The organism is Micromonospora marina, from assembly GCF_900091565.1.
GTDB lineage: Bacteria > Actinomycetota > Actinomycetes > Mycobacteriales > Micromonosporaceae > Micromonospora > Micromonospora marina.
On the sequence record NZ_FMCV01000022.1, the window covers coordinates 80,927 to 101,332 of the forward strand.

The 20,406-nt window shown below is 74.2% G+C and carries 12 protein-coding genes; 4 read left to right on the forward strand and 8 right to left on the reverse strand.

Annotated features, from left to right (window positions below; translation table 11 throughout):
* Nucleotides 1–60: 60 nt before the first annotated feature.
* A complete protein-coding gene (locus GA0070215_RS22250) occupies nt 61–1,206 on the reverse strand; it encodes a glycosyltransferase family 4 protein (RefSeq protein ID WP_018787536.1) in 1,146 nt (381 codons plus the stop codon).
* Nucleotides 1,207–1,356: 150 nt separating this feature from the next.
* Here GA0070215_RS22250 and GA0070215_RS22255 point away from each other — a divergent pair, with 150 nt between their 5' ends.
* Nucleotides 1,357–2,046, forward strand: coding sequence for a TIGR03089 family protein (locus tag GA0070215_RS22255; protein ID WP_018787535.1), 690 nt, complete (start codon nt 1,357–1,359; stop codon nt 2,044–2,046).
* Between the two features lie 115 nt (nt 2,047–2,161).
* Here GA0070215_RS22255 and GA0070215_RS22260 read toward each other — a convergent pair whose 3' ends face one another.
* Both GA0070215_RS22260 and GA0070215_RS22265 read right to left on the reverse strand, forming a co-directional pair.
* A complete protein-coding gene (locus GA0070215_RS22260) occupies nt 2,162–4,153 on the reverse strand; it encodes an acetoacetate--CoA ligase (RefSeq protein WP_091049381.1) in 1,992 nt (663 codons plus the stop codon).
* A 321-nt stretch (nt 4,154–4,474) separates the two neighbouring features.
* Complete coding sequence (locus GA0070215_RS22265) at nt 4,475–4,990, reverse strand: acyl-CoA thioesterase (protein ID WP_091049385.1); 516 nt, start codon at nt 4,988–4,990, stop codon at nt 4,475–4,477.
* A 23-nt stretch (nt 4,991–5,013) separates the two neighbouring features.
* Between GA0070215_RS22265 and GA0070215_RS22270 the strand changes: the two genes are divergently transcribed.
* Nucleotides 5,014–5,667 (forward strand): hypothetical protein, encoded by a 654-nt coding sequence (locus GA0070215_RS22270; RefSeq protein ID WP_018787532.1) that lies wholly within the window; start codon nt 5,014–5,016, stop codon nt 5,665–5,667.
* 54 nt (nt 5,668–5,721) lie between these two features.
* On the opposite strand, the gene GA0070215_RS22275 is transcribed toward GA0070215_RS22270, so the two are convergent.
* A complete protein-coding gene (locus tag GA0070215_RS22275; protein ID WP_018787531.1) occupies nt 5,722–6,885 on the reverse strand; it encodes an acyl-CoA dehydrogenase family protein in 1,164 nt (387 codons plus the stop codon).
* Between the two features lie 242 nt (nt 6,886–7,127).
* Here GA0070215_RS22275 and GA0070215_RS22280 point away from each other — a divergent pair, with 242 nt between their 5' ends.
* The gene (locus GA0070215_RS22280; RefSeq protein ID WP_018787530.1) at nt 7,128–8,555 is read left to right on the forward strand and encodes a UDP-glucose dehydrogenase family protein; all 1,428 of its coding nucleotides are present in this window, start codon (nt 7,128–7,130) and stop codon (nt 8,553–8,555) included.
* A gap of 163 nt (nt 8,556–8,718) precedes the next feature.
* Nucleotides 8,719–13,632, forward strand: a complete 4,914-nt coding sequence (locus tag GA0070215_RS22285; protein WP_091049388.1) for an SCO7613 C-terminal domain-containing membrane protein — start codon at nt 8,719–8,721, stop codon at nt 13,630–13,632.
* 280 nt (nt 13,633–13,912) lie between these two features.
* Here GA0070215_RS22285 and purE read toward each other — a convergent pair whose 3' ends face one another.
* The 4 genes from purE to GA0070215_RS22305 all read right to left on the reverse strand — a co-directional run bounded on the left by purE (nt 13,913) and on the right by GA0070215_RS22305 (nt 20,245).
* Nucleotides 13,913–14,404, reverse strand: coding sequence for a 5-(carboxyamino)imidazole ribonucleotide mutase (gene purE / locus GA0070215_RS22290; RefSeq protein ID WP_091049391.1), 492 nt, complete (start codon nt 14,402–14,404; stop codon nt 13,913–13,915).
* Entirely contained in the window at nt 14,404–15,561 is a 1,158-nt protein-coding gene (locus tag GA0070215_RS22295) for a 5-(carboxyamino)imidazole ribonucleotide synthase (protein ID WP_091049394.1), read from the reverse strand. Before GA0070215_RS22295 ends, purE begins: the two co-directional genes overlap by 1 nt.
* A gap of 64 nt (nt 15,562–15,625) precedes the next feature.
* A complete protein-coding gene (locus GA0070215_RS22300) occupies nt 15,626–17,662 on the reverse strand; it encodes a thioredoxin domain-containing protein (protein WP_091049440.1) in 2,037 nt (678 codons plus the stop codon).
* Between the two features lie 51 nt (nt 17,663–17,713).
* Entirely contained in the window at nt 17,714–20,245 is a 2,532-nt protein-coding gene (locus GA0070215_RS22305) for a putative bifunctional diguanylate cyclase/phosphodiesterase (protein ID WP_018787525.1), read from the reverse strand.
* Nucleotides 20,246–20,406 lie beyond the last annotated feature (161 nt).

Sequence of the window (20,406 nt, forward strand, 5' to 3'; positions counted from 1 at the left end):
ACATCATGCCCGAAGCGGGCGAGCCGTCACGGTCGGTCGCCCGGGACCGGCAGCCGGCGCTCAGGACCGGGCCCGTCGCCACGCCGCGATGTGGACCTCCGCGCTGGACTCCCAGGTGAACTCCTTGGCCCGGTCGAAGCCGGCCTTCGCGAGTGAGACCCGACGCTGCTCGTCGTCAAGCAGGGCGCCGAGGTCGGTGGCGATCTGGTCCGGGTCCTCGCTGGTGTAGGCCACCGCGTCGCCGCCCACCTCGGGCAGGGACAGTCGCGGCGTGGTGAGCACCGGAGCGGCGCACGCCATCGCCTCCAGGATCGGCAGGCCGAAGCCCTCACCGTAGGAGGGGTAGGCCGCCACCAGCGCGCCGCCGAGGAAACCGGGCAGGTCGGCGTAGCGCAGGTAGCCCGGGCGCAGCAGCCGCAGGTGCGACGGGACCTCGGCCACCGCGCGGTCGATGTCGTCGTCGTGGCCCTGGCCGCCGGCCACCACCAGCGCGGGCGGGTTCGGCCGGTCGGCCACCGCCCGGGCCCAGCCGCGGATCAGGTTGGGTACGTTCTTGCGCGGCTCCTTGGCCCCGAGGAACGCGATGTAGCTGCTGTCGCCCAGCCCCAGGCGAGCCCGGACGCGTGCCTTCTCCTCGTCGCCCGGCGCGTGGAACGCGTCCTGGTCGACGCCGTGGTAGGCGACGTCGATCCGGGTCGGGTCGGCGTCCAGCAGCCGGATCAGCTCGTCGCGGGTCGCCTTGCTCGGCACGATGACCCGGCCGGCCCGCCGCAGCGACGTCTTGATCGCGCTGCGGAAGAACGTCCGGCGCGACTTGTCGTAGTGCTCCGGCTCGGTGAAGAACGTCGCGTCGTGCACGGTGACCGTCACCGGGCATCCGGCCCGCAGCGGGCAGGTGTAGAACGGCGAGTGCAGCACCTCGGCGCCGACCTGCTGGGCCAGCAGCGGCAGGCCGGTCTGCTCCCAGGCCAGCCGCGCCGGCCGGTGCGCCACCGCCGCCGGGGCGGGGATCACCTCGGCGCCCGGCAGCATCCGGCGGTAGCGCTCCAGGTCGGTGCGGAGACTCACCACGGCCAGGTCGACGCCGGTGCCGCAGACCCGGCCCAGCGCGCCGAGCAGTCCGTCGACGTATCTACCGACGCCACCACGGTCGACGGGGACACTCGTGGCGTCGATGAGAACGCGGGGCGGGCGACCGGCGGTCACGGGGCGACTCCTCAGATGGCGCGGTTGTGGGGAAGAACACTGTCGGCAAGCGTACGCCGGGCCGGGCGCAAGCCGCTGACCGCGACCCGACGGTACGCCGACTTGTCGTTGTCATCGAGTACGCAAGCGCGGCGCGTATCGTTCGCGCCGATGGCCGACAACATTGCCCGGGTGTTCGCCGACGCGATCGCGACCGACCCCACCCGACCACTGCTGACCTGGTACGACGACGCCACCGGCGAGCGCACCGAACTCTCCGGGGCGACGCTCGCGAACTGGGTGGCGAAGACCGCGAACCTGCTCACCGACGAGGTGGGCGCCGCGCCCGGCGACGCGGCCGGGGTGCTGCTGCCGCCGCACTGGCAGACCGCAGCCGTGCTGCTCGGCTGCTGGTCGGCGAAGCTGACAGTGACCGGCGCACCGGGCCCGGTGGAGGTGCTGTTCGTGGCCGCCGACCGGGTGGACGAGGCGGCCGCCTGGCCGGCCGGCGAGCGGTACGCGCTGGCCCTCGACCCGTTCGCGCTGCCGATGCGGCAGGCACCTCCGGGCTGCACCGATTTCGTCGCCGCGGTACGCGGACACGGGGACCACTTCACGCCGTACCCCGCAGCCGGCGAGGGGGACGCGGCGCTGCTGGCCCGCGCGCAGGCCCGCGCCGCGGAACTGGGCCTCACCTCCGGCGACCGGCTCCTGGTCGACGTGACCCGGCACCCCGACCCGGTCGACTGGCTGCTCACCCCGCTCACGGCAGGCGCCAGCGTGGTGGCCTGCGCCCACCCCGACCCGGCCCGCCTTGAAGCGCGCTCCACAGCCGAGAAGACCACGCACAGCCTGGCCTGAGCCCGCCACCTCTCCCGTCGATCTTGCACTTCCGGTCCTCGGCGCGGGGGCATTCACCCTTCTCGTCGGGGCGTCGGGGCGTCGGGGCGTCGGGGCGTCGGGCGAAGGTGCAAGGTCAGCGCGGGGAGACAGGGCTGTCGGTGGTGGCGCGGCGCTGGGCCAGGGCGGCGAACGCCGTCAGGGACTCCGGGTTGGCCAGAGCGCCCTTGGCCGCCGCGCTGTCGACCGGGGTGCCCGTCAGGATCTTCTTGACCGGGACCTCCAGCTTCTTCGCGCTCAGCGTGCGAGGCACGGCCCGGACCTGGTGGATCTCGTCCGGCACGTGCCGCGGCGACAGCGCGGTACGCAGCTCCCGGCAGATCTTGCGCCGCATCTCGTCGTCGAGCTCCAGGCCCTCGGCGAGCACCACGAACAGCAGCAACTCGCCCGCGCCGCCCTCGTCGTCCTCCAGGTGCACGACCACCGAGTCGACCACCTCGTCCAACCCCTCCACCACGGAGTAGAACTCGGCGGTGCCGAGGCGCACCCCGCCCCGGTTGAGCGTGGCGTCGGACCGGCCCGTGATCACGCAACCGCCGCGCTCGTTCACGGTGATCCAGTCCCCGTGGCGCCATACGCCGGGGTAGACCTCGAAGTACGCCTCCCGGTAGCGGGCACCGTCCGGGTCGTTCCAGAACCCGACCGGCATGCTCGGCATCGGCTCGGTGATCACCAACTCGCCGAGCTGCCCGATCACCGCGCCGCCGTCGGCCGACCGGGCCTCCACCTTCGCGCCGAGCGCCCGGCAGGCGATCTCCCCGGCGTACACCGGCAGCAGCGGCACGCCGCCGACGAAGCCGGTGCACACGTCAGTGCCGCCGGACAGCGACTGGAGCTGGAGGCGGTCGCCGACGTTCTCGTACACCCAGGTGAAGCCCTCGGCCGGCAGCGGCGCGCCGGTCGAGCCGAGGCCGCGCACCGCGGACAGGTCGGCGATCTCGCGCGGCACCAGCCCGGCCTTGCGGCAGGCCAGCAGGAACGGCGCCGACGTGCCGAAGTACGTGGTGCCGGTGTCGGCGGCCAGCCGCCACAGCGCACCCAGGTCGGGGTGGCCCGGGTTGCCGTCGAACAGCACGATCGCCGCGCCCACCGCCGGACCGGAGACCAGGAAGTTCCACATCATCCAGCCGGTCGTGGTGAACCACAGGAACCGGTCGGACGGACCCAGGTCGTGGTGCAGCGCCAGCATCTTGAGGTGTTCCAGCAGGATGCCGCCGTGACCGTGCACGATCGGCTTGGGCAGGCCGGTGGTGCCGGAGGAGTAGAGCACGTAGAGCGGGTGGTCGAACGCCACCGGGGTGAACGTCAACGGCTCGTCCGTCGGCGCCGCCAGCTCCGCCCACGGCAGTGCGCCGTCGGGAGCCGGGCCGTCCGGATCGAGGTACGCGACGGCGACGGTGTGCCGCAGCGACGGCAGCGCGGCCCGGATCGCGGCCACCTCGGCGCGCCTGTCGACCGGCTTGTCGCCGTACCGGTAGCCGTCGACGGCGACCAGCACCGTGGGCTCGATCTGCTGCCAGCGGTCGGTGACGCTGCGGGTGCCGAACTCGGGCGCGCAGGACGAGAAGATCGCGCCGACGCTGGCGGTGGCGAGCAGCAGGACGTACGCCTCGGGGATGTTCGGCGCGTACGCGGCCACCCGGTCGCCCGGCCCGACGCCGAGGCGGCGCAGCCCGGCGGCCACCCGGCGGACCCGCTCACGCAGCTCGGCCGCGGTGAGCGTCTCCGGCGCGCGGGTCTGCCCGTGCGCGATCACCGCCGGGTCGTCGTCGCCCAGCCCCGGCATGCGCAGCACGTTCTCGGCGTAGTTGAGCGTCGCGCCGGGGAACCAGCGGGTGCCCGGCATGGCCCGGCCGGTGAGGGTGGCGCTCGGCGGGGTGTGCGCGACGACGTCGAACCAGTCCCAGATCGAGCGCCAGAACCCGTCCAGGTCGGTCACCGACCACTGCCACAGCGCGTCGTAGTCGGCGAACTCCAGCCCGCGGTGCTCGGCCAGCCAGCGCAGGTAGTCACCGATCCGGGACCGCTCCCGCACGTCCGCCGGCGGCGTCCACAGCACGTCAGCCACTGTTCCACCCTCCCTGGGCCCGCCACGACGGTGTGCCGGGGCCGTGGCGCCATCTTGCCCTACCTCGTGCCGCCATTGTCCGCGCCGGGTGCGCCGTACGGGGCGTGCCCCGCCCACACCCCACACCCCCACCCCATGTGGCCCAGCTGTAAGGAAGGGCCCCCTATTAACGCCTCGTGCATGTGAAGGGCCCCTTGTTAACAACTCACCCTCCGGCGGGCGGTCCGCCGTCCGCGGAGGCGGGCGCGCGTCGGCGGGGGGGGGTTAACAAGGGGCCCCTCCTCTACCGCAGGCGTTAAGAGGGGGCCCTTCCTTGCACCCTCAGCCGGCGCGGTGGGCCTGGATCGCGCGGCGCCGGGCGAGCCGGTGCGCGCGCCGGATCTCGGCCTCCCGGAAGCGGCGCTCGTCCTCCGGCGTCTCGGGCAGCACCGGCCGGACCGGACGGGGCGAGCCACCCACGTCGACGCCCACGAAGACCAGGTACGCGGTGGCGACCCGCACCGGCTCCTCCTCGGCCGAGTCCCAGCGCTCGCCGACCACCCTCACCCCGACCTCCATCGAGGTCTGGCCGGTCCAGTTGACCTGCGCGTGCGCGTGCACGAGATCACCCACCCGGACCGGCTCGGAGAAGACGATCTCGTCGATGGAGGCGGTGACCGCGGTGCCGCCGCTGTGCCGTGCCGCCGCCGCACCCGCGACGTCGTCCACGAACTTCATGAGTACCCCACCGTGCACGGTCCCGTACAGATTGACATCGACCGCGGTCATGATGCGACTGAGCGTGACGCGGGAGTACGACGTGGGCTTACCCGGCGGGACCGCGGGATGATCTGTCATGCCGGAAACGGTACGGTGCGCGGATGCGACATCTCTGGAGCTTCCTCGCCGGGTTGGCGGTGGCGCCGGTCACCTGGGTGCTCGTCACCCTCGGTCAGGACGGATCTGAGCGGACCGTCGACCGCTGGGTGGAGATCGGGACGTACAGCACACCGAACCTGATCGAGCCGGCCGTCTATCTGGGCGTCGCCGGCATCCTGCTCGGCCTGCTCGGCACGTTGCGCTTCTCGCCGTTCGGCCCGCTGGTGGCCGGCCTGCTGCTCGCGGTTCCGTACCTCGGGCTGTTCGTCGCGCCGTTCAGCGTGCGGGACCGGTTGCCGGACGACCTGAGGCTGCTCGGTGACCCGCTGCCGCTGCGCGACCCGTTGGACGACGGCACGCTGTTCCTCGTCGGCGTGCTGCTGCTGATGGCCGTGTTCAGCACGAGCCGCTGGCGGCGTCCCGCCACGCCCCCGACGGCCGGGGCGGAGCTGACCCCGGCCGTCACACCGGCGGAGCACAAGCCGGCGCTCACCGACTGGCCCCCGGCGCCGGCGAAGGACCCGGACACGCCGCCGCTCACGCTGGCGTACCCCGAGACCCCCACCGAGCCCCTGCCCCGTCGCGCCGGCAGCGAGTCGCCGTGGTCCGCGCCGCCGCGCGGAGCGGGCCGGCCGGAGGGCACCGAGAGCCCTTGAACGAATGCGGGCGGGCCGGTACGCGACCGGCCCGCCCGCCCGAACGTCCTGCGGTCAGCCCTTGAGCAGCTGACGGGCCATGACGATGCGCTGGACCTGGTTGGTGCCCTCGTAGATCTGGGTGATCTTGGCGTCCCGCATCATCCGCTCGACCGGGTAGTCGCGGGTGTAGCCGTAGCCGCCGAGCAGCTGGACCGCGTCCGTGGTGATCTCCATGGCGGCGTCCGACGCGAAGCACTTCGCGGCCGCGCCGAAGTAGGTCAGGTCCGCGTCGCCGCGCTCGGACTTGCCGGCCGCGGCGTACGTGAGCTGCCGCGCCGCCTCCAGCTTCATGCCCATGTCGGCGAGCATGAACTGGATGCCCTGGAAGTCGGCGACCGGCTTGCCGAACTGCTTGCGCTCCTGCACGTAGCCCTTGGCGTAGTCCAGCGCGCCCTGGGCGATGCCGACGGCCTGGGCGGCGATGGTGACCCGGGTGTGGTCCAGCGTCTTCATCGCGGTGGCGAAGCCGGTGCCCTCGGCGCCGATCATGCGGTCGGCCGGAATCCGCACGTTGTCGAAGTAGACCTCGCGGGTGGGCGAGCCCTTGATGCCGAGCTTCTTCTCGGGCGCGCCGAAGCTGACGCCCGGGTCGGACTTCTCCACCACGAAGGCGGAGATGCCCTTCGAGCGGGCTGTGGGATCGGTCACGGCGAACACGGTGTAGTACTCCGACACGCCCGCGTTGGTGATCCACCGCTTCACGCCGTTGAGCACCCAGTGGTCTCCGTCACGTACCGCCTTGGTGGTCATCGAGGCGGCGTCGCTGCCCGCCTCCGGCTCGGAGAGGCAGTAGGAGAACATGCCCTCCCCGGCCGCGACCGGCGTGAGGTACCTGCGCTTCAGCTCCTCGGAACCGGCCAGCAGCAGCGGCATGGTGCCCAGCTTGTTGACCGCCGGGATCAGCGAGGACGACGCGCAGGCCCGGGCCACCTCCTCGATCACGATGGCCGTGGCCAGCGCATCCGCGCCGGCGCCGCCGTACTCGACCGGGATGTGCGGGGCGTGGAAGTCGGCCGCGCGCAGGGCCTCGTGGGACGCCTTCGGGAACTCACCTGCCTCATCCGCCTCGGCCGCGTGCGGAGCCACCTTGGCCGCACAGACCTCACGGACCGCCTCCCGGATCGCCTCGTGCTCCTCCGGCAACCGGTAGACGTCGAACGACTGCTCTGCGGCCATGTCGGCCCTCCCCTTTCACCGCTATCATGCGCAGTCTGTGCCGCCCGGGGGCCGACGACTGCCGCAGACTGAAGGATAGCCACCGGGCCCGGCCGAACCTTACCGGCGGGTAGGCTCGCGCCCGAGCCTCGCCCGTCCCAGCCCATTACCCTCACAGCAGACATCCCCTCGGTGCCCGGCCTCGGCGCCCCAGCAGAATGCGACGCGTGGAAGCGCCGCCAGTGCGAGCGGAGAAGACAGGCGTGACCATCCCGTACCCGAACACCCAGCCGATGCCCGCCATCGCCGCGGTGACCCCGCCGTCCGGCGCCGCCCGCCCGCGGGTGACGTTCCTCGGCACCGGCTATCTCGGTGCGACCTACGCCATCTGCTACGCGGAGCTGGGCTACGAGGTGCTCGGCTTCGACGTCGACGCGGACAAGATCGCCAAGCTGAACGCCGGCGAGGTGCCGATCCACGAGCCCGGTCTCGACGAGCTGCTGCGGCGCAACCTGGCCGCCGGCCGCCTGCGGTTCAGCACCGACATCCAGGAGACCGCCGACTTCGGCGACGTCCACTTCATCTGCGTCGGTACCCCGCAGCGGGCCGACGGGATGGGCGCCGACCTGTCGTACGTCGAGGCGTCGGTGACCGGCCTCGCCCAGCACCTGACCCGCAAGGCGCTTATCGTCGGCAAGTCCACCGTGCCGGTGGGCACCGCCGAGTGGGTGGAGCAGCTCGTCGGCAAGCACACCCCGGCCGACCTAGGCGTCGAGGTGGCCTGGAGCCCCGAGTTCCTCCAGGAGGGCTTCGCCGTCGACGACGTGCTGCGTCCGAACCGGATCGTGGTCGGCGTCAAGAGCGAGTGGGCCAACGGCATGCTCTTCGCCGCCCACAAGGGCGTCTTCGATCTCGCCGCCACCGAGGACCGCGAGGTGCCGTTGGTGGTCACCGACTTCGCCACCGCCGAGCTGGTCAAGGTCGCCGCGAACGCGTTCCTCGCCACCAAGATCTCCTTCATCAACGCGATGGCCGAGGTCTGCGAGGCGGCCGGCGGCGACGTCACCCAGCTCGCCCGCTCGATCGGCTACGACCCCCGCATCGGCAACCGCTTCCTGCAGGCCGGGCTCGGCTTCGGCGGCGCCTGCCTGCCCAAGGACATCCGCGCCTTCCAGGCCCGCGCGCAGGAGCTGGGCGCGGGTGAGGCGCTGCGCTTCCTGCACGAGGTCGACCTGATCAACCAGCGCCGTCGCAGCCGCGTCGTGCAGCTCGCCGCCGAACTGCTCGGCCGCCGTTCCGGCCCGGCCGGGCCGGACCTGTCCGGCACCCGGGTCGCGGTGCTGGGCGCCACGTTCAAACCCAACACCGACGACGTACGCGACGCGCCGGCGCTCGCGGTCGCCTCGCTGCTCGGCAAGGCCGGCGCCGACGTGCACGTGTTCGACCCCCAGGGGATCGAGAACGCGCGCCGGGCGGTGCCCGAGCTGACGTACGAGGAGACGATGAACGACGCCGTCCGCGGCGCCGACCTGGTGTGCGTACTCACCGAGTGGGCCGAGTTCCGCAACGCCGACCCGGTGGCGCTGGGCGAGCTGGCGAACGGCCGCAAGGTGGTCGACGGGCGCAACTGCCTCGACTCGACACTGTGGACGCAGGCCGGCTGGGAGTACCGCGGTATGGGCCGCCCCTGACCCGCTGACCGTGCGGACCGGCCGCCGGGGGAACGTCTCCCCGGCGGCCGGTCCGTTTTTGTTCTCCGGAACGCGGTGGCAAGTGTCGAAATCCCGGCCCACTCAAGGCATGCTGCCTCTGGGAGGTCCACAGTGCGGGGGCACGGGCGGACGGGAGACTGTCGTGGAGAGCTTCAGGTGCGCCTCGTGCGGGCAGGACATCAAGCCCGCCGTCGTCTGCCCGCACTGCGGCGCGCACCAGACCCAGTGGGCCGAGCACCTGGCCGGCATCGAGCGCTCGATCGCCGAGATGAAGGCCCGCGACGCCGAGATCGCCCGGGAACAGCGGCAGATCGCCGCCAAGATGCAGGCCGCCCTCTTCCAGCGGGACATCCTGGCGCACGCCGGTGAGGAACGGATCCGGCAGGCCACCCGGCCGCGCCGGGTCCTGCGCCGCCGGCCCGGCCGCCGCCCGCCCACCGCCGCCACCGGCGCGCCGCCCCGGGTGCCCCGCCAGGGCACCGCGCCGCCCGGCCCTCCGGAGGACCTGCCCCCGTCGCCGCCGCGCGGTCGCCCGCGCTGGCTCGACGCGGACGATCCGGAGCACCCGCCCGAGGCGTCCTCGCGCGAGGTGCAGAACATCCCGCTCGGGCTGGGCGCGCTCCTGCTCGGCGTGGCCGCCGTGGTCTTCGCCGCGGTCGCCACCAGTTCGATGGACGCGCTGGCCCGCCTGGGCGTGCTGCTGGTGGCGACGGCGCTGATGCTGCTCGCCCCGCCGGTGCTGGCCCGGCGCGGGCTCACCTCCACCGCCGAGACCATCGCCGCGGTCGGGTTGCTGCTGGTGCCGCTGGCCGGGTACGCGCTGTGGGCCGTCGACCGGATCGGCGGCGACGGATCGGGGGCCGCGTTCGCCGGGACGATCTTCCTGGTCACCACGCTCGTCGCCCTCGGGTACGCGTACGGGACGGGTCTGCGCGCGCCACGTTTCGCCACCGTGCTGGCCGCCCAGCCGGTGCTGCCCCTGCTGGCGTACGAGCGGATCACCGGGCTGGCCGGCTGGGCGCTGGTGCTGACCGTGGTGGCGGTGCTCGATCTGGCGCTCGCGCGTTCGGCTGTGGTACGCGAGCGGCCCGTGCGGCGTGACCTGTCCGCCACCGGGCCGGTGCCGCCCGCCCCGCCCCGGCAGCGCGCCGACGACGACCGCCCGGAGTCGGCGCCGGAAGAGTCCGCCGAGGTGCTGGGCGGCGAGACACCGCCGGGTCCGGCCGCGACCGCCAGCGTCCGCCCGGTGCCCTGGCTGCCCGAGCTGACCTGGCTGCTGTACGGCGTGGCGGTCGTCGTCGCGCTGGCGTACGCGGTCGCCGGTCTGCTGCGCGCCGCCACCGTGCCGCCGGCCGCCGCCGCGGGCACGGTACTGCTGCTCGCCGCCCTGGTCGCGCTGGCCGGGACGCTCGTGCTGCGCCGGCCGCCGCTTCCGGACATCGGCGCCGGCCTCCTCACGCTCGCGGTCATCGGCGCGCTCGGCCGGGTCGCCTCGGTGGCCCTGCCCGGCCGGTCCCTGCTGCTCGTCTCCGCCGTCATCGCGCTGACCGGGCTCGCCGTCCGGGCCGTACCGGAGACGGCCCGGCGTGGTCCGCAGATCGCCTCCGCGGTGGCGCTCACGGTCAGCGGCCTGGTGGTGGCCGGTGGCGCGCTGCGCGCCGGGCTGGCCCCGGTCCGGGCCGCGTTGCCCGCCTGGTCGGCGGATCTGGCCGGATGGCACGCCGAGCTGGCCCGGGCGGTCGGCCCGACCGGCTGGCAGCTCGCGGCCAGCGCGTTGCTGCTCACCGTCGCCGCCGTGATCGCGCTGCCGCCCGAGATCCGGCGCGAGTTCGCGGTGGTCGGCGCGGCGCTCACCGCGCTCGCGGTACCCGCCTCGCTCGGTCTGGGCTGGGCGGCGGCCTGCTGGCCGATGCTGCTCACCGCGGTAGCGGTCGGCGTGCTCGGACTGACCGCCCGTACCGAACGGGCCGCTGTGGCGCACGCGGTGACAGCGGCCGGGCTGGGCCTGATCGGCGCGGGCGCTTCGCTCGCCCGCCCGGCGCTCACCGCCGCCGCGCTCACCGTGCTGTTCCTGGCCGGGGCGCTGGTGTCCCTCGCCCCGCGGGTCCGGCTCGCCGCCGCCGCGACGGAGACGGTCTGCTCCTGGGCCGCTGGTGGCGCGGCGTTCGCCCTGCCCGGTGCCGTCGCCGCGTTCGTGGCGGCCACGGTGCCGACGCCGCCGGTCGCCACACCGGCGAACCTGCGCGAGATCACCGTGCCGATCCTCGCGGCGAGCTTCCTCGCCGTCTGCGTCACGCTCGGGTACGCCGCCCTGGTGCAGGTGGCGCAGCGGCACCTGAGCATGCCGCACGCGCTCGGCACGGTCCTCGGCACGGTGGCGGTCGCCGCCGCCGCGTTCGGCGCGCCCGGCGCGACCTCGGCCGACGCGTGGGTGGGCAGCCTTCTCCTGGTCGCGGCCGCGCTGCTGGCGCTCGCCCCGCGCATCGACGCCGGGCGTCGCGCCGACATGTCCCTCGACGGGTCCGACCTGGCGCTGGCCGCCACCATCGTGGCTCTCGTCGCCACGCTGGCCCGGATCGCCACTGTGCTCGCCCCCGGCGGCCAGCTCGTGGTGGCCTCCGCGCTGGTGCTGCTGGTCGCGGTCGCCGCCCGGGCGCTGCCCGAGGAGTGGCGGCGCGGCCCGATCCTCGGCATCGCCGCCGGTGGCACGCTGATCGGCCTGATCGCGGCCTGGAGCGCGTTGCGCGGCGGGCTCGGCGTGCTGGCCACCCCCGGCCCGATCTGGGCCGGTGACCTGACCGGCTGGCCGGCCGCGCCGACCGGCGGGTCGGCCTGGCAGGCTCCGGTCGCGCTGGCGCTGCTGGCGGTGACCGCGGCCATCCTGTTGCCGCCACCGTGGAAGTACGACGTGTCCGGCCTGGCCGCCGTGCTCGCCACCGTCGGCGCCCCCGCCGCGTTCGGCCTGCCCTGGTGGTCTCCGGTGCTGGTCGGCTGCATGGTGGCCACCGTCTACGGTATGGCCGCGGCGGCCGCTGTCGATCCGCGGGCGGCGTTGTCCCGGGCCACGGTGGCCGGGGTGGTGGCGCTGCACGCGGCCGGCGCCGGGCTGGTACGGCCGTGGACGACAGCGCTGGCGCTGGGCAGCATCGCGCTGATCGGCGCGACGGTGGCGGCCGTGGCGCGCACGCTCGCGCCGTCCCTCGTCGACGACGTCCGCGCCGAGGGCATGCCGCCGCATCTGGTGCAGGTGGGCGGCGCGGGCGCCGGAGCCGCACTGCTCGCGCTGCCCGGCGCGGTGGCCGCGCTGGCAGTCGAGTACGGCCGCCCGCCTCAGGTGGTGCTCACCGCCGCGCTCGCCGCCGCCAGCATCGGGCTGGCCGCGATCGCCGCGGTACGCCGGCAGGTGCCGCAGTACCTGCCGTACGCGAGCGTCGCGGTGGTCGGAGCGGCCACCGTCACCGCCGCGGCGGCGCTCGCTGTCGGCCTGCCGGCGGGCGTGTTCGCCGCCGCCGCCGCGCTGCTCGGTGTGCTCGCCGAGCTGGTGCGGGCCGCCACCGTCCCGCCCGCCGGTTCCGGCCGGCCGGTACGCCGCTGGACCGTGCTGCTCAACGGGGCGCTGCGGCGTGACCCGGACGATCCGGAGCTGCGCTGGCGGGTCAGTCCGGCCGCCGGTGCGCTCGCTGCCGCGGCGCTGCCCACCGCGCTGGCGCTGGCCACCCTGGCGCCCTCGCTCGTGGTGGCGCTGTTCGCCCCGTTCGCGGTGCTGAGCCGGGTCTGGCAGGGGCCACCACCGGAGTTGCTGACTCCCCCGCCGGAGGCGGTCGATCCCACGAACGTGCTCACCGCGCTGCTGCTGACGGTGACCGCGGCGCTCGCCGCCACCGGCTTCAGCGGCGGCCGCCGGTCCCGGGCGGTGCCGGTGATCCTGCCCGGCGCGGCGATCACGCTGCTGATCGCTCCGGTGGCGCTGGGGCGGGGCTGGCCGGTGACCGCGCTGGCCGCGCTGGCGGTGTTCACCATCTCGATGCTCGGGCTGGCGTTGACCCCGCCGCCGGCGATCGCCGAGCCGGGCCGCTCGATCCGGGTGGCCCGGGTGCTGGTCTTCGCGCTGGGGCTGGCCGCCGGCGGCGCCGGGCTCGCCGGCAGCCTCGCCACGAGCGACCTGACGGTGTTGACGCTCGGCGGGGCGGTCGGTGTGGGCGCCGTCGCCGCACTGTTCGGCACCACCCAGCGGGCCCGCATCCTGGGCTGGTTGTTCGGCTCGGTGATGGCACAGCTGTTCGTGCTCACGATCGGCCTGAAGTCCGGTCTGGCGGCCGTCTGGTCCGCGTTCGGGGTGCTCGCGGTCGGCGCCGCGTTGCAGGTGTTCGCCGCCACGCTGCCCCGGCTGCGCCGTCCCGAGGCGTACCGGGAGGCGGCCACCGTCGAGTGGAGCGGTTACGGGGCGGCGCTCATCGCGCTGGCGCTGGCGTACGACTCCCCCCGGCACATCGCCGCGCTGCTGGCCGCCTGGGGCGCGGTCCTCGGGGTGGCGGCCAGCCGTCCGGGACGCCGGCCGATGGAACGCAACCTGCTGTTCTGGGCGGTGGTGGTCTGTGAGATCAGCGCCTGGTGGATCCTGATGCGGGTGGCCGACGTGGCACTGCCGGAGGCGTACACGCTGCCGTTCGCCGCGCTCGCCCTGCTGGTCGGCGTCCTGCAACTGCGGCACCGGCCCGATCTGTCGAGCTGGGTGGCGTACGGGCCGGCGTTGGTCACCGCGTTCCTGCCCACGCTGGCGATCGTGATCGCGACCGAGTCCAGCATGCTGCGTCAGGTGCTGCTGCTGCTCGGTGCCGTCGCGGTGCTGATCTTCGGCTCGACCAGCCGGCAGCAGGCCCCGGTGATCGTCGGGGCGACGGTGACCGCGATCGCGGCCGTGCACGCGCTGTTCAGCCTCGGCCCGTGGCTGGTCCTGATCCCGGTCGGCATCGTGCTGCTGGTGCTCGGCGCGAGCAACGAACGCCGCCGTCGCGCTCAGGAGCGCCTCCAGACCGCACTTCGCGGTATGCGGTGAGCCGGTCGGCGGGACGGTGAGCACGCCGCCGTGCCGCCCGAATCGTCCGACGGTGCGCCCCGCTACGCGGTGATCGGCTCACGCGCGTACAGGACGGCCACTCTCCGTGTCGGTAGGCCGCAGCGGAGGTGGTGACCCACTCTCGCCTTTGCTCTGCACCCACGAAAGCGACAGTCACCCAACGTGATGGGAGACCTCGCCGAGCCATCGGTGAGAACACGCCCGCTCGCCCAGTCACACACAGCAACCAGCCGCGTCAGACACGCACAGTGACGGGTGATCAGGTCAGGGAGGCGCGCAGCGCGGCTTCCTTCCCGGCGACCAGATCCTCCAGGCTCGCCTGGTAGGCGGCCATCTTGTCGCGCAGCACCGGATCGGCCGCACCCAGGATGCGTACCGCCAGCAGACCGGCGTTGCGGGCGTTGCCGATCGACACGGTGGCGACCGGCACGCCGGCCGGCATCTGCACGATGGACAGCAGCGAGTCCATCCCGTCCAGGTACTTCAGCGGCACCGGGACGCCGATCACCGGCAGCGGGGTCACCGAGGCGACCATGCCGGGCAGGTGGGCCGCTCCGCCCGCGCCCGCGATGATCACCTGGACACCACGGCCGGCGGCGGCGCGGCCGTACTCGATCATCTTGACCGGGGTGCGGTGCGCCGACACCACGCCCACCTCGTACGGCACGCCGAACTCGTCGAGCGCCTCGGCGGCGGCCTTCATGACCGGCCAGTCCGAGTCGCTACCCATGATCAGTCCGACGGTGCTCATCACTGCCCCTCCTGGAGCCAGCGGGCGGCACGCGCGGCCCGGGCCCGTACGTCGTCCAGGTCGTTGCCGAGCACGGTGACGTGCCCGATCTTGCGGCCCGGACGGACCTGCTTGCCGTACAGGTGGACCTTGGCCCCGGGTTCGGCGGCGAACAGGTGGTGCAGCCGCTCGTCGATGGAGATGCCGCCCGGCTCGCCGCCGAGCACGTTCGCCATCACCACGACCGGCGCGGTCAGCGAGGTGTCCCCCATCGGGTAGTCCAGCACCGCCCGCAGGTGCTGCTCGAACTGCGAGGTCCGGGCCCCCTCGATGGTCCAGTGCCCGGAGTTGTGCGGCCGCATCGCCAGCTCGTTGACGACCAGCCCGGACGGCGTGTCGAACAGCTCCACCGCGAGCAGGCCGACCACACCGAGCGCGGTGGCCAGGTCGATGGCGAGCTGCTGCGCGGCCACGGCCTGCTCCTCGGACAGGCCGGGCGCGGGCGCGAGCACCTCGACGCAGATGCCGTCGCGCTGCACCGTCTCCACCACCGGATACGCGGCGACCTGCCCGAACGGTGACCGGGCCACCTGCACGGCCAACTCCCGGCGCAGCGCCACCCGCTCCTCCACCAGCAGCGGGGTGCCACCGGCGAGCAGCGTGGCAGCCAACTCGGCGGCCTGGCCGGCGTCGTCGACCATCCAGACCCCGCGCCCGTCGTAGCCGCCGCGGGCGGCCTTGAGCACCACCGGCCAGCCGATCTCCTCGCCGAAGGCGATCAGGTCGGCCGGGGACTCCACCGGACGCCAGGCCGGGTTCGGCGCGCCCAGCTCACCGAGCCGTTCCCGCATCACCCGCTTGTCCTGCGCGTGCACCAGCGCCTCGGCGGGCGGGAACAGCTTCACGCCCTCATCGGTCAGGGCGCGGATGTGCTCGTTGGGGACGTGCTCGTGGTCGAACGTGACCACGTCGCAGCCCCTGGCGAACGTACGCAGCGCGGCCAGGTCGGTGTGGTCGCCGTACTGGACTTCGGCGGCGACCAGCGCGGCGCCGTCGTCCGGGGCTTGCGCCAGCACGCGAAGCGACTGGCCGAGAGCGATGGCGGCCTGGTGGGTCATCCGGGCGAGCTGGCCGCCACCCACCATGCCCACGACGGGGAGACCGGTACGGGAGTCCATAGCGCCGCCAGCCTATAAGGGCCGGTGCCGGGCCGGACCGCGAGGGCGGCCCGGCTCACTCCGCTCAGCCGAGCTGCGCGATCAGCTCCTCGACGCCGGTCACCGGCCGCTGGCAGACGAAGCCCCGGCAGACGTACGCGGCGGGCCGCCCGTCGACGAACGGCCGCCCGGCCAGCAGCGGCACACCGGGCTGATCCGGGGCTCCGGCCACCACCACCGCGCCGGGCGGGGCGTGACGCCGAGCGGCGACCACCAGCGGGTCGCCCACCGGGTCGCCGGTCGCCACCGCGATCTCGTACGGCCCGGACAGCAGCGCCTCACCGACGGTGGCCGCGTACCCGGTGAACCGGGCGTGCCGGTCGACGATCGGCGCGACAGTGGTCAGCGTCTTCTCGGCCGCCTCCCGGTAGCGGGTCTCCCCGGTCAGCGCCGCGTACGCCACGAGCGCCGCCACGATCGCCGACCGGCCCGACGGCGTCGCGTTGTCGGTCGGGTCGGCGGGCCGGGTGACCAGGCGCTCGGCGTCGTCGGCGGTGTCGTAGAAGGCGCCGTCCGGGCCGGCGAACCGGGCCAGCGCCACGTCGAGCAGCTCACCGGCCAGCGTCAGCCACCGCCCCTCCCCGGTGAGCTGGTGCATGGCGCAGAACGCCTCGGCGACGCAGCCGTAGTCCTCCAGCACCCCGGCCGGCTCACCCACCATCCTGTCCCGGGAGACCCGCCGCAGCCGGCCGTCCACGAGGTGCACGGCGGCCAGGTGCTCGGCGGCGTCCCGCATCGCGCCGTCGGAGACGATCAGCACGCCGTCCATCAGGTTCGCGTCCTCGTCGTCGGGCGACACGAGCAGGGCGGCGACCTGCTGGAACTCCGCGATGGCGGTGACCGCGAGCCCGTTCCAGGCGGCCACCACCTTGTCGTCGCGGGCCGGCTGGGGACGGGTGTCGCGAGCGGCCAGCAGCCGGCCCACCACGTCCTGCCAGCGGGCCCGCACCTGCGGGTCGGCGTCGTCGACGTCGCGGGCCAGCCGCAGCACGCTGGTGCCGTGCTCGAACGTGCCGTCGGCGGTGACGTCGAACAGGTCCGCGGCGAACCGGCCGTCGTCCTCCCCCAGCGCCTCGACGAGCTGGCCGGGCGTCCAGACGTAGGTGAGCCCCTCGACGCCCTCGGTGTCCGCGTCCAGCGCCGAGGCGAAGCCCTCACCGGCGCGGTGCAGCTCGTCGGCGAGGAACCGGGCGGTGTCGCGGGCCACCCGGCGGGCCAGCCGGTCGCCGGTGAGCCGCCAGAGCTGGGTGTAGACCCGCAGCAGCAGCGCGTTGTCGTAGAGCATCTTCTCGAAGTGCGGCACGGTCCAGTGGCCGTCCACCGAGTAGCGGGCGAACCCACCGGCGAGCTGGTCGTTGAGGCCGCCGCGGGCCATCGCCTCGCAGGTGTGCCGGACGATCTCCAGGCTGCGCGCCGAGCCGGTGCGCTGGTGGTGCCGGAGCAGGAACAGCAGGTTCATGTGCGGCGGGAACTTCGGCGCGCCGCCGAAACCGCCGTTCGTCTCGTCGTACTCCCGGGCGAGCTGACCGGCGGCGGCGTCGAGCAGTTCCGCGGTGAGCGGTGCGGTCACGCCGCCGACCGCCTGCGCGCCGCCGATCGCCTCGACCACGGCGGCGCCCTGCCGCTGCACCGCCTCGCGCTGGTCGCGCCAGGCCGTGGCGACGGAGCCGAGCAGGCGGATGAAGTTGGCGCGGGGGAAGTACGTGCCGCAGAAGAACGGGGTGCCGTCCGGCGTGGCGAACACAGTCATCGGCCAGCCGCCCTGCCCGGTCATCGCCTGGGTGGCGGTCATGTAGACCGCGTCGACGTCGGGGCGTTCCTCGCGGTCGACCTTGACGCAGACGAAGTCGTCGTTCATCAGCCGGGCCACTGCCTCGTTCTCGAACGACTCGTGGGCCATCACGTGGCACCAGTGGCAGGCCGCGTAGCCGACCGAGATCAGCACCGGGACGTCGCGCCGCTTCGCCTCGGCGAACGCCTCGTCGCACCAGGGCCACCAGTCGACCGGGTTGTCGGCGTGCTGGAGCAGATAGGGCGAGGTGGCCTGGGCGAGTCGATTCACCACCCGACCCTATTCCACCATCGCCTTCCGACGCCGCCGGTGCGGCAGGGGTCAGGAGGCGCCGTCGGCGCGCAGCGGGAAGACGTTGCCGCGGGCCGCGTCGCGCAGCGACCCCAGCACCGCGGCGATCTTGTCGGCCGGCATCGGCTTGAAGAAGTGGTAGCCCTGAGCGGCGGTGCAGCCCAGCTCGGCCAGCGCGGTGCGCTGCTCGGCGGTCTCGACGCCCTCGGCCACCACCCGCAGGCCCAGCTCGTGGGCCAGCCCGACGGTGGTCCGGACGATCGCCGCCGCCTCCGGTGAGTCGGCCATCCGCAGCACGAACGAGCGGTCCACCTTCAACTCGTCGACGGCGATCCGGGTGAGGAACGTCAGCGACGAGAAGCCGGTGCCGAAGTCGTCCACGGCGAGCTGCACGCCCATGGCGCGCAGCGTGGCCAGCACCTCGTCGATGACCTCCAGCTCGCTCATCACCACCGTCTCGGTGATCTCCAGGACGAGCCGGTGCGGCGGCACCTGGTGGCGGCGCAGCGCCTCCTCGATCTCGGCGGGCAGCCGGGGGTCGAGCAGGCTGCGTGCGGACAGGTTCACCGAGATCGGGACGTCGAGCCCGTCCCGCGCCCAGCCGGAGGCCACCGCCAGCGCCTTGTCCAGCACGTACCGGGTGAAGCTGCCGAGCTGCTCGCTGTTCTCCACCGGGCGGATGAAGTCGGCCGGGCCGAGCCAGCCCCGGCGCGGATGCCGCCACCGGATCAGCGCCTCCACCCCGGTCGGCGCGCCGGTCGCCAGGTCCACCGCCGGCTGCAACGCCAGCACCAGCTGGTCGTCGGCCGCCAGCGCCTCCCGCATCTCCGCGAGCAACGCCAGGTGGTCGGTGCTCGCCGCGTCGCGGGAGCTGTCGTACGCGGCGACGCTGCCGCCGCCCTCCTTCGCCTGGTACATGGCGATGTCGGCACGCCGCAGCAGCTCGGTCAGGTCGGCCGCGCCCGCGTCGGCGACCACCACGCCCACCGCCACCTCGACGGACATCCGCACCCCGGCCACCTCGGTCGGTGCGGCGAGGCGCTCGGCGACCTCCCGGGCCTGGCGCAGCGCGTACGCCAGCGGAGCCGTCCGGTCCTCGACCAGCGGCACCGAGGTCAGCAGCAGGGCGAACTCGTCGCCGCCGAGGCGCCCGAGCAGGTCACCCGGCCGGGTCAGCGCGGCGAGGCGGTTGGAGGTCAGCCGCAGCAACTGGTCGCCCGCCGAGTGCCCGAGCGTGTCGTTGACCTCCTTGAACTGGTTCACGTCGAGCAGCAGGAGGGCCACCGGGTGGTCGTGTGCGCGCTGCCGCAGCGCCTGATCCCCCTTGGCGAGCAGCGCCGCCCGGTTGAGCAGTCCGGTGAGCTGGTCGTGCACCGCGTCGTACAACGAGCGGGCGGTGACCAGCCGTAGCTCCCGATGCGTGGCGGCATCGTGCAGGGCGGCGGCCAGCGCGTCGCCGAACGCCGCCACACCGTCGCGTTCCCGGGCGCTCGGCGGGGCGGACCGGGCGAACCGCACCCGCAGGCGGCCGACCTCTGTGGATCCCACGGCGAGGCGGCGCACCAGTTCGTGCTCCCCCGCGTCGGCGCCGGCGGACGGCTCCACCTCCCGGTCGCGTACCTGCCCGCCGCGGTCGGCCCGGTAGCGGCGCCAGCGTCCCTCGCCCCGGGCCACGTCGACCTCGGCGAGTTCCGCGCCGAACAGGGTGAGCGCGCCGGTCACCGCGGCGGTCGCCACGCCGCGCTCGTCGAGCTGGTTGAGCGCGGCGGTGGCCTCGGCGAACGCCCGCCAGGTGCGCCGTTCCTGATCGGCCCGCAGCCGGTGGCGGTAGGTCTGCTGGAGCAGCCAGAGCGGCGGCGGCAGGAGCAGCAGCCAGCGCACGTCGAGTTCGAGCAGCGCGACGACCACCAGGCCGACCGCCACGTTGCCGACGAACATGAGCAGCTTGCCGCGCAGCGCGGCGAGCAGCGGCGGCCCGATCGCGATGCCGTGCCGCAGGGCGAGCGTGACGGCGCCCAGGAAGGCGGTGGTCAGCAGGTAGGTGACCGCGGCGGCAGTGAGCGTGAGCGCCAGCTCCGGGGTGGGCGCGGCGAGCAGCGGCGGGCCGAGAGCGGTGGCCACGGTCGCGGCGAGCGCGGTGGCGGCGGTGAGCGAACCGGCGATGCCGACCAGTTCCAGCGCCGGCCGGCGGTCGGCGACCAGTGACATCACGGTCCAGGCGGCGCCCACACCCAAGAGGGCGGCGGCCGGGAGCCAACCGGCCGGCACCAGCCAGAGGCAGACCACGAGTGCGGCCTCGCCCCAGGTGATGCTCACCATGCCCGAGGCGCTGCGGAAGCGCAGCCGGGCGAGCTGCGCCACCGCGAACGCGACGGTGGCGATGCCGAAGCGGGCCGGGCCGGGCAGGGGGTGGTCGACCGGCAGGTGCGACGGGACGGTGAGGCCGAGCGCGGCGGCGAGCAGACCGGTGAGCGCGACCGCGACGGTGAGCAGGACGACGCCCACCGGCGTCCCGTGCAGGCCGATCCGGTCCGGGGAACGGTCGGCCGGCTCGGTGGTCACGGGGCCGCCCCGTCGACGGGTCGGGCGGGGGCATGGTCGGGGGCCGGTGCTGACTTCGACATCGGCGTCCCCCTTCCGCGCAGGGTCCGGGGCCTGACGGTCCCCCCGGCGGAAGGCTAAGCCAAAGCCGGTGGTCGCAACAGGGGGCGACGACCGGCTTC

What these genes read in the sequence shown, in the direction of transcription:
- GA0070215_RS22265 (WP_091049385.1), bottom strand. Translation starts at nt 4,990, where the DNA reads ATGACAGATCATCCCGCGGTCCCGCCGGGTAAGCCCACGTCGTACTCC.
- GA0070215_RS22275 (WP_018787531.1), bottom strand. Translation starts at nt 6,885, where the DNA reads ATGGCCGCAGAGCAGTCGTTCGACGTCTACCGGTTGCCGGAGGAGCAC.
- purE (WP_091049391.1), bottom strand. Translation starts at nt 14,404, where the DNA reads ATGAGCACCGTCGGACTGATCATGGGTAGCGACTCGGACTGGCCGGTC.
- GA0070215_RS22295 (WP_091049394.1), bottom strand. Translation starts at nt 15,561, where the DNA reads ATGGACTCCCGTACCGGTCTCCCCGTCGTGGGCATGGTGGGTGGCGGC.
- GA0070215_RS22270 (WP_018787532.1), top strand. Translation starts at nt 5,014, where the DNA reads ATGCGACATCTCTGGAGCTTCCTCGCCGGGTTGGCGGTGGCGCCGGTC.
- GA0070215_RS22255 (WP_018787535.1), top strand. Translation starts at nt 1,357, where the DNA reads ATGGCCGACAACATTGCCCGGGTGTTCGCCGACGCGATCGCGACCGAC.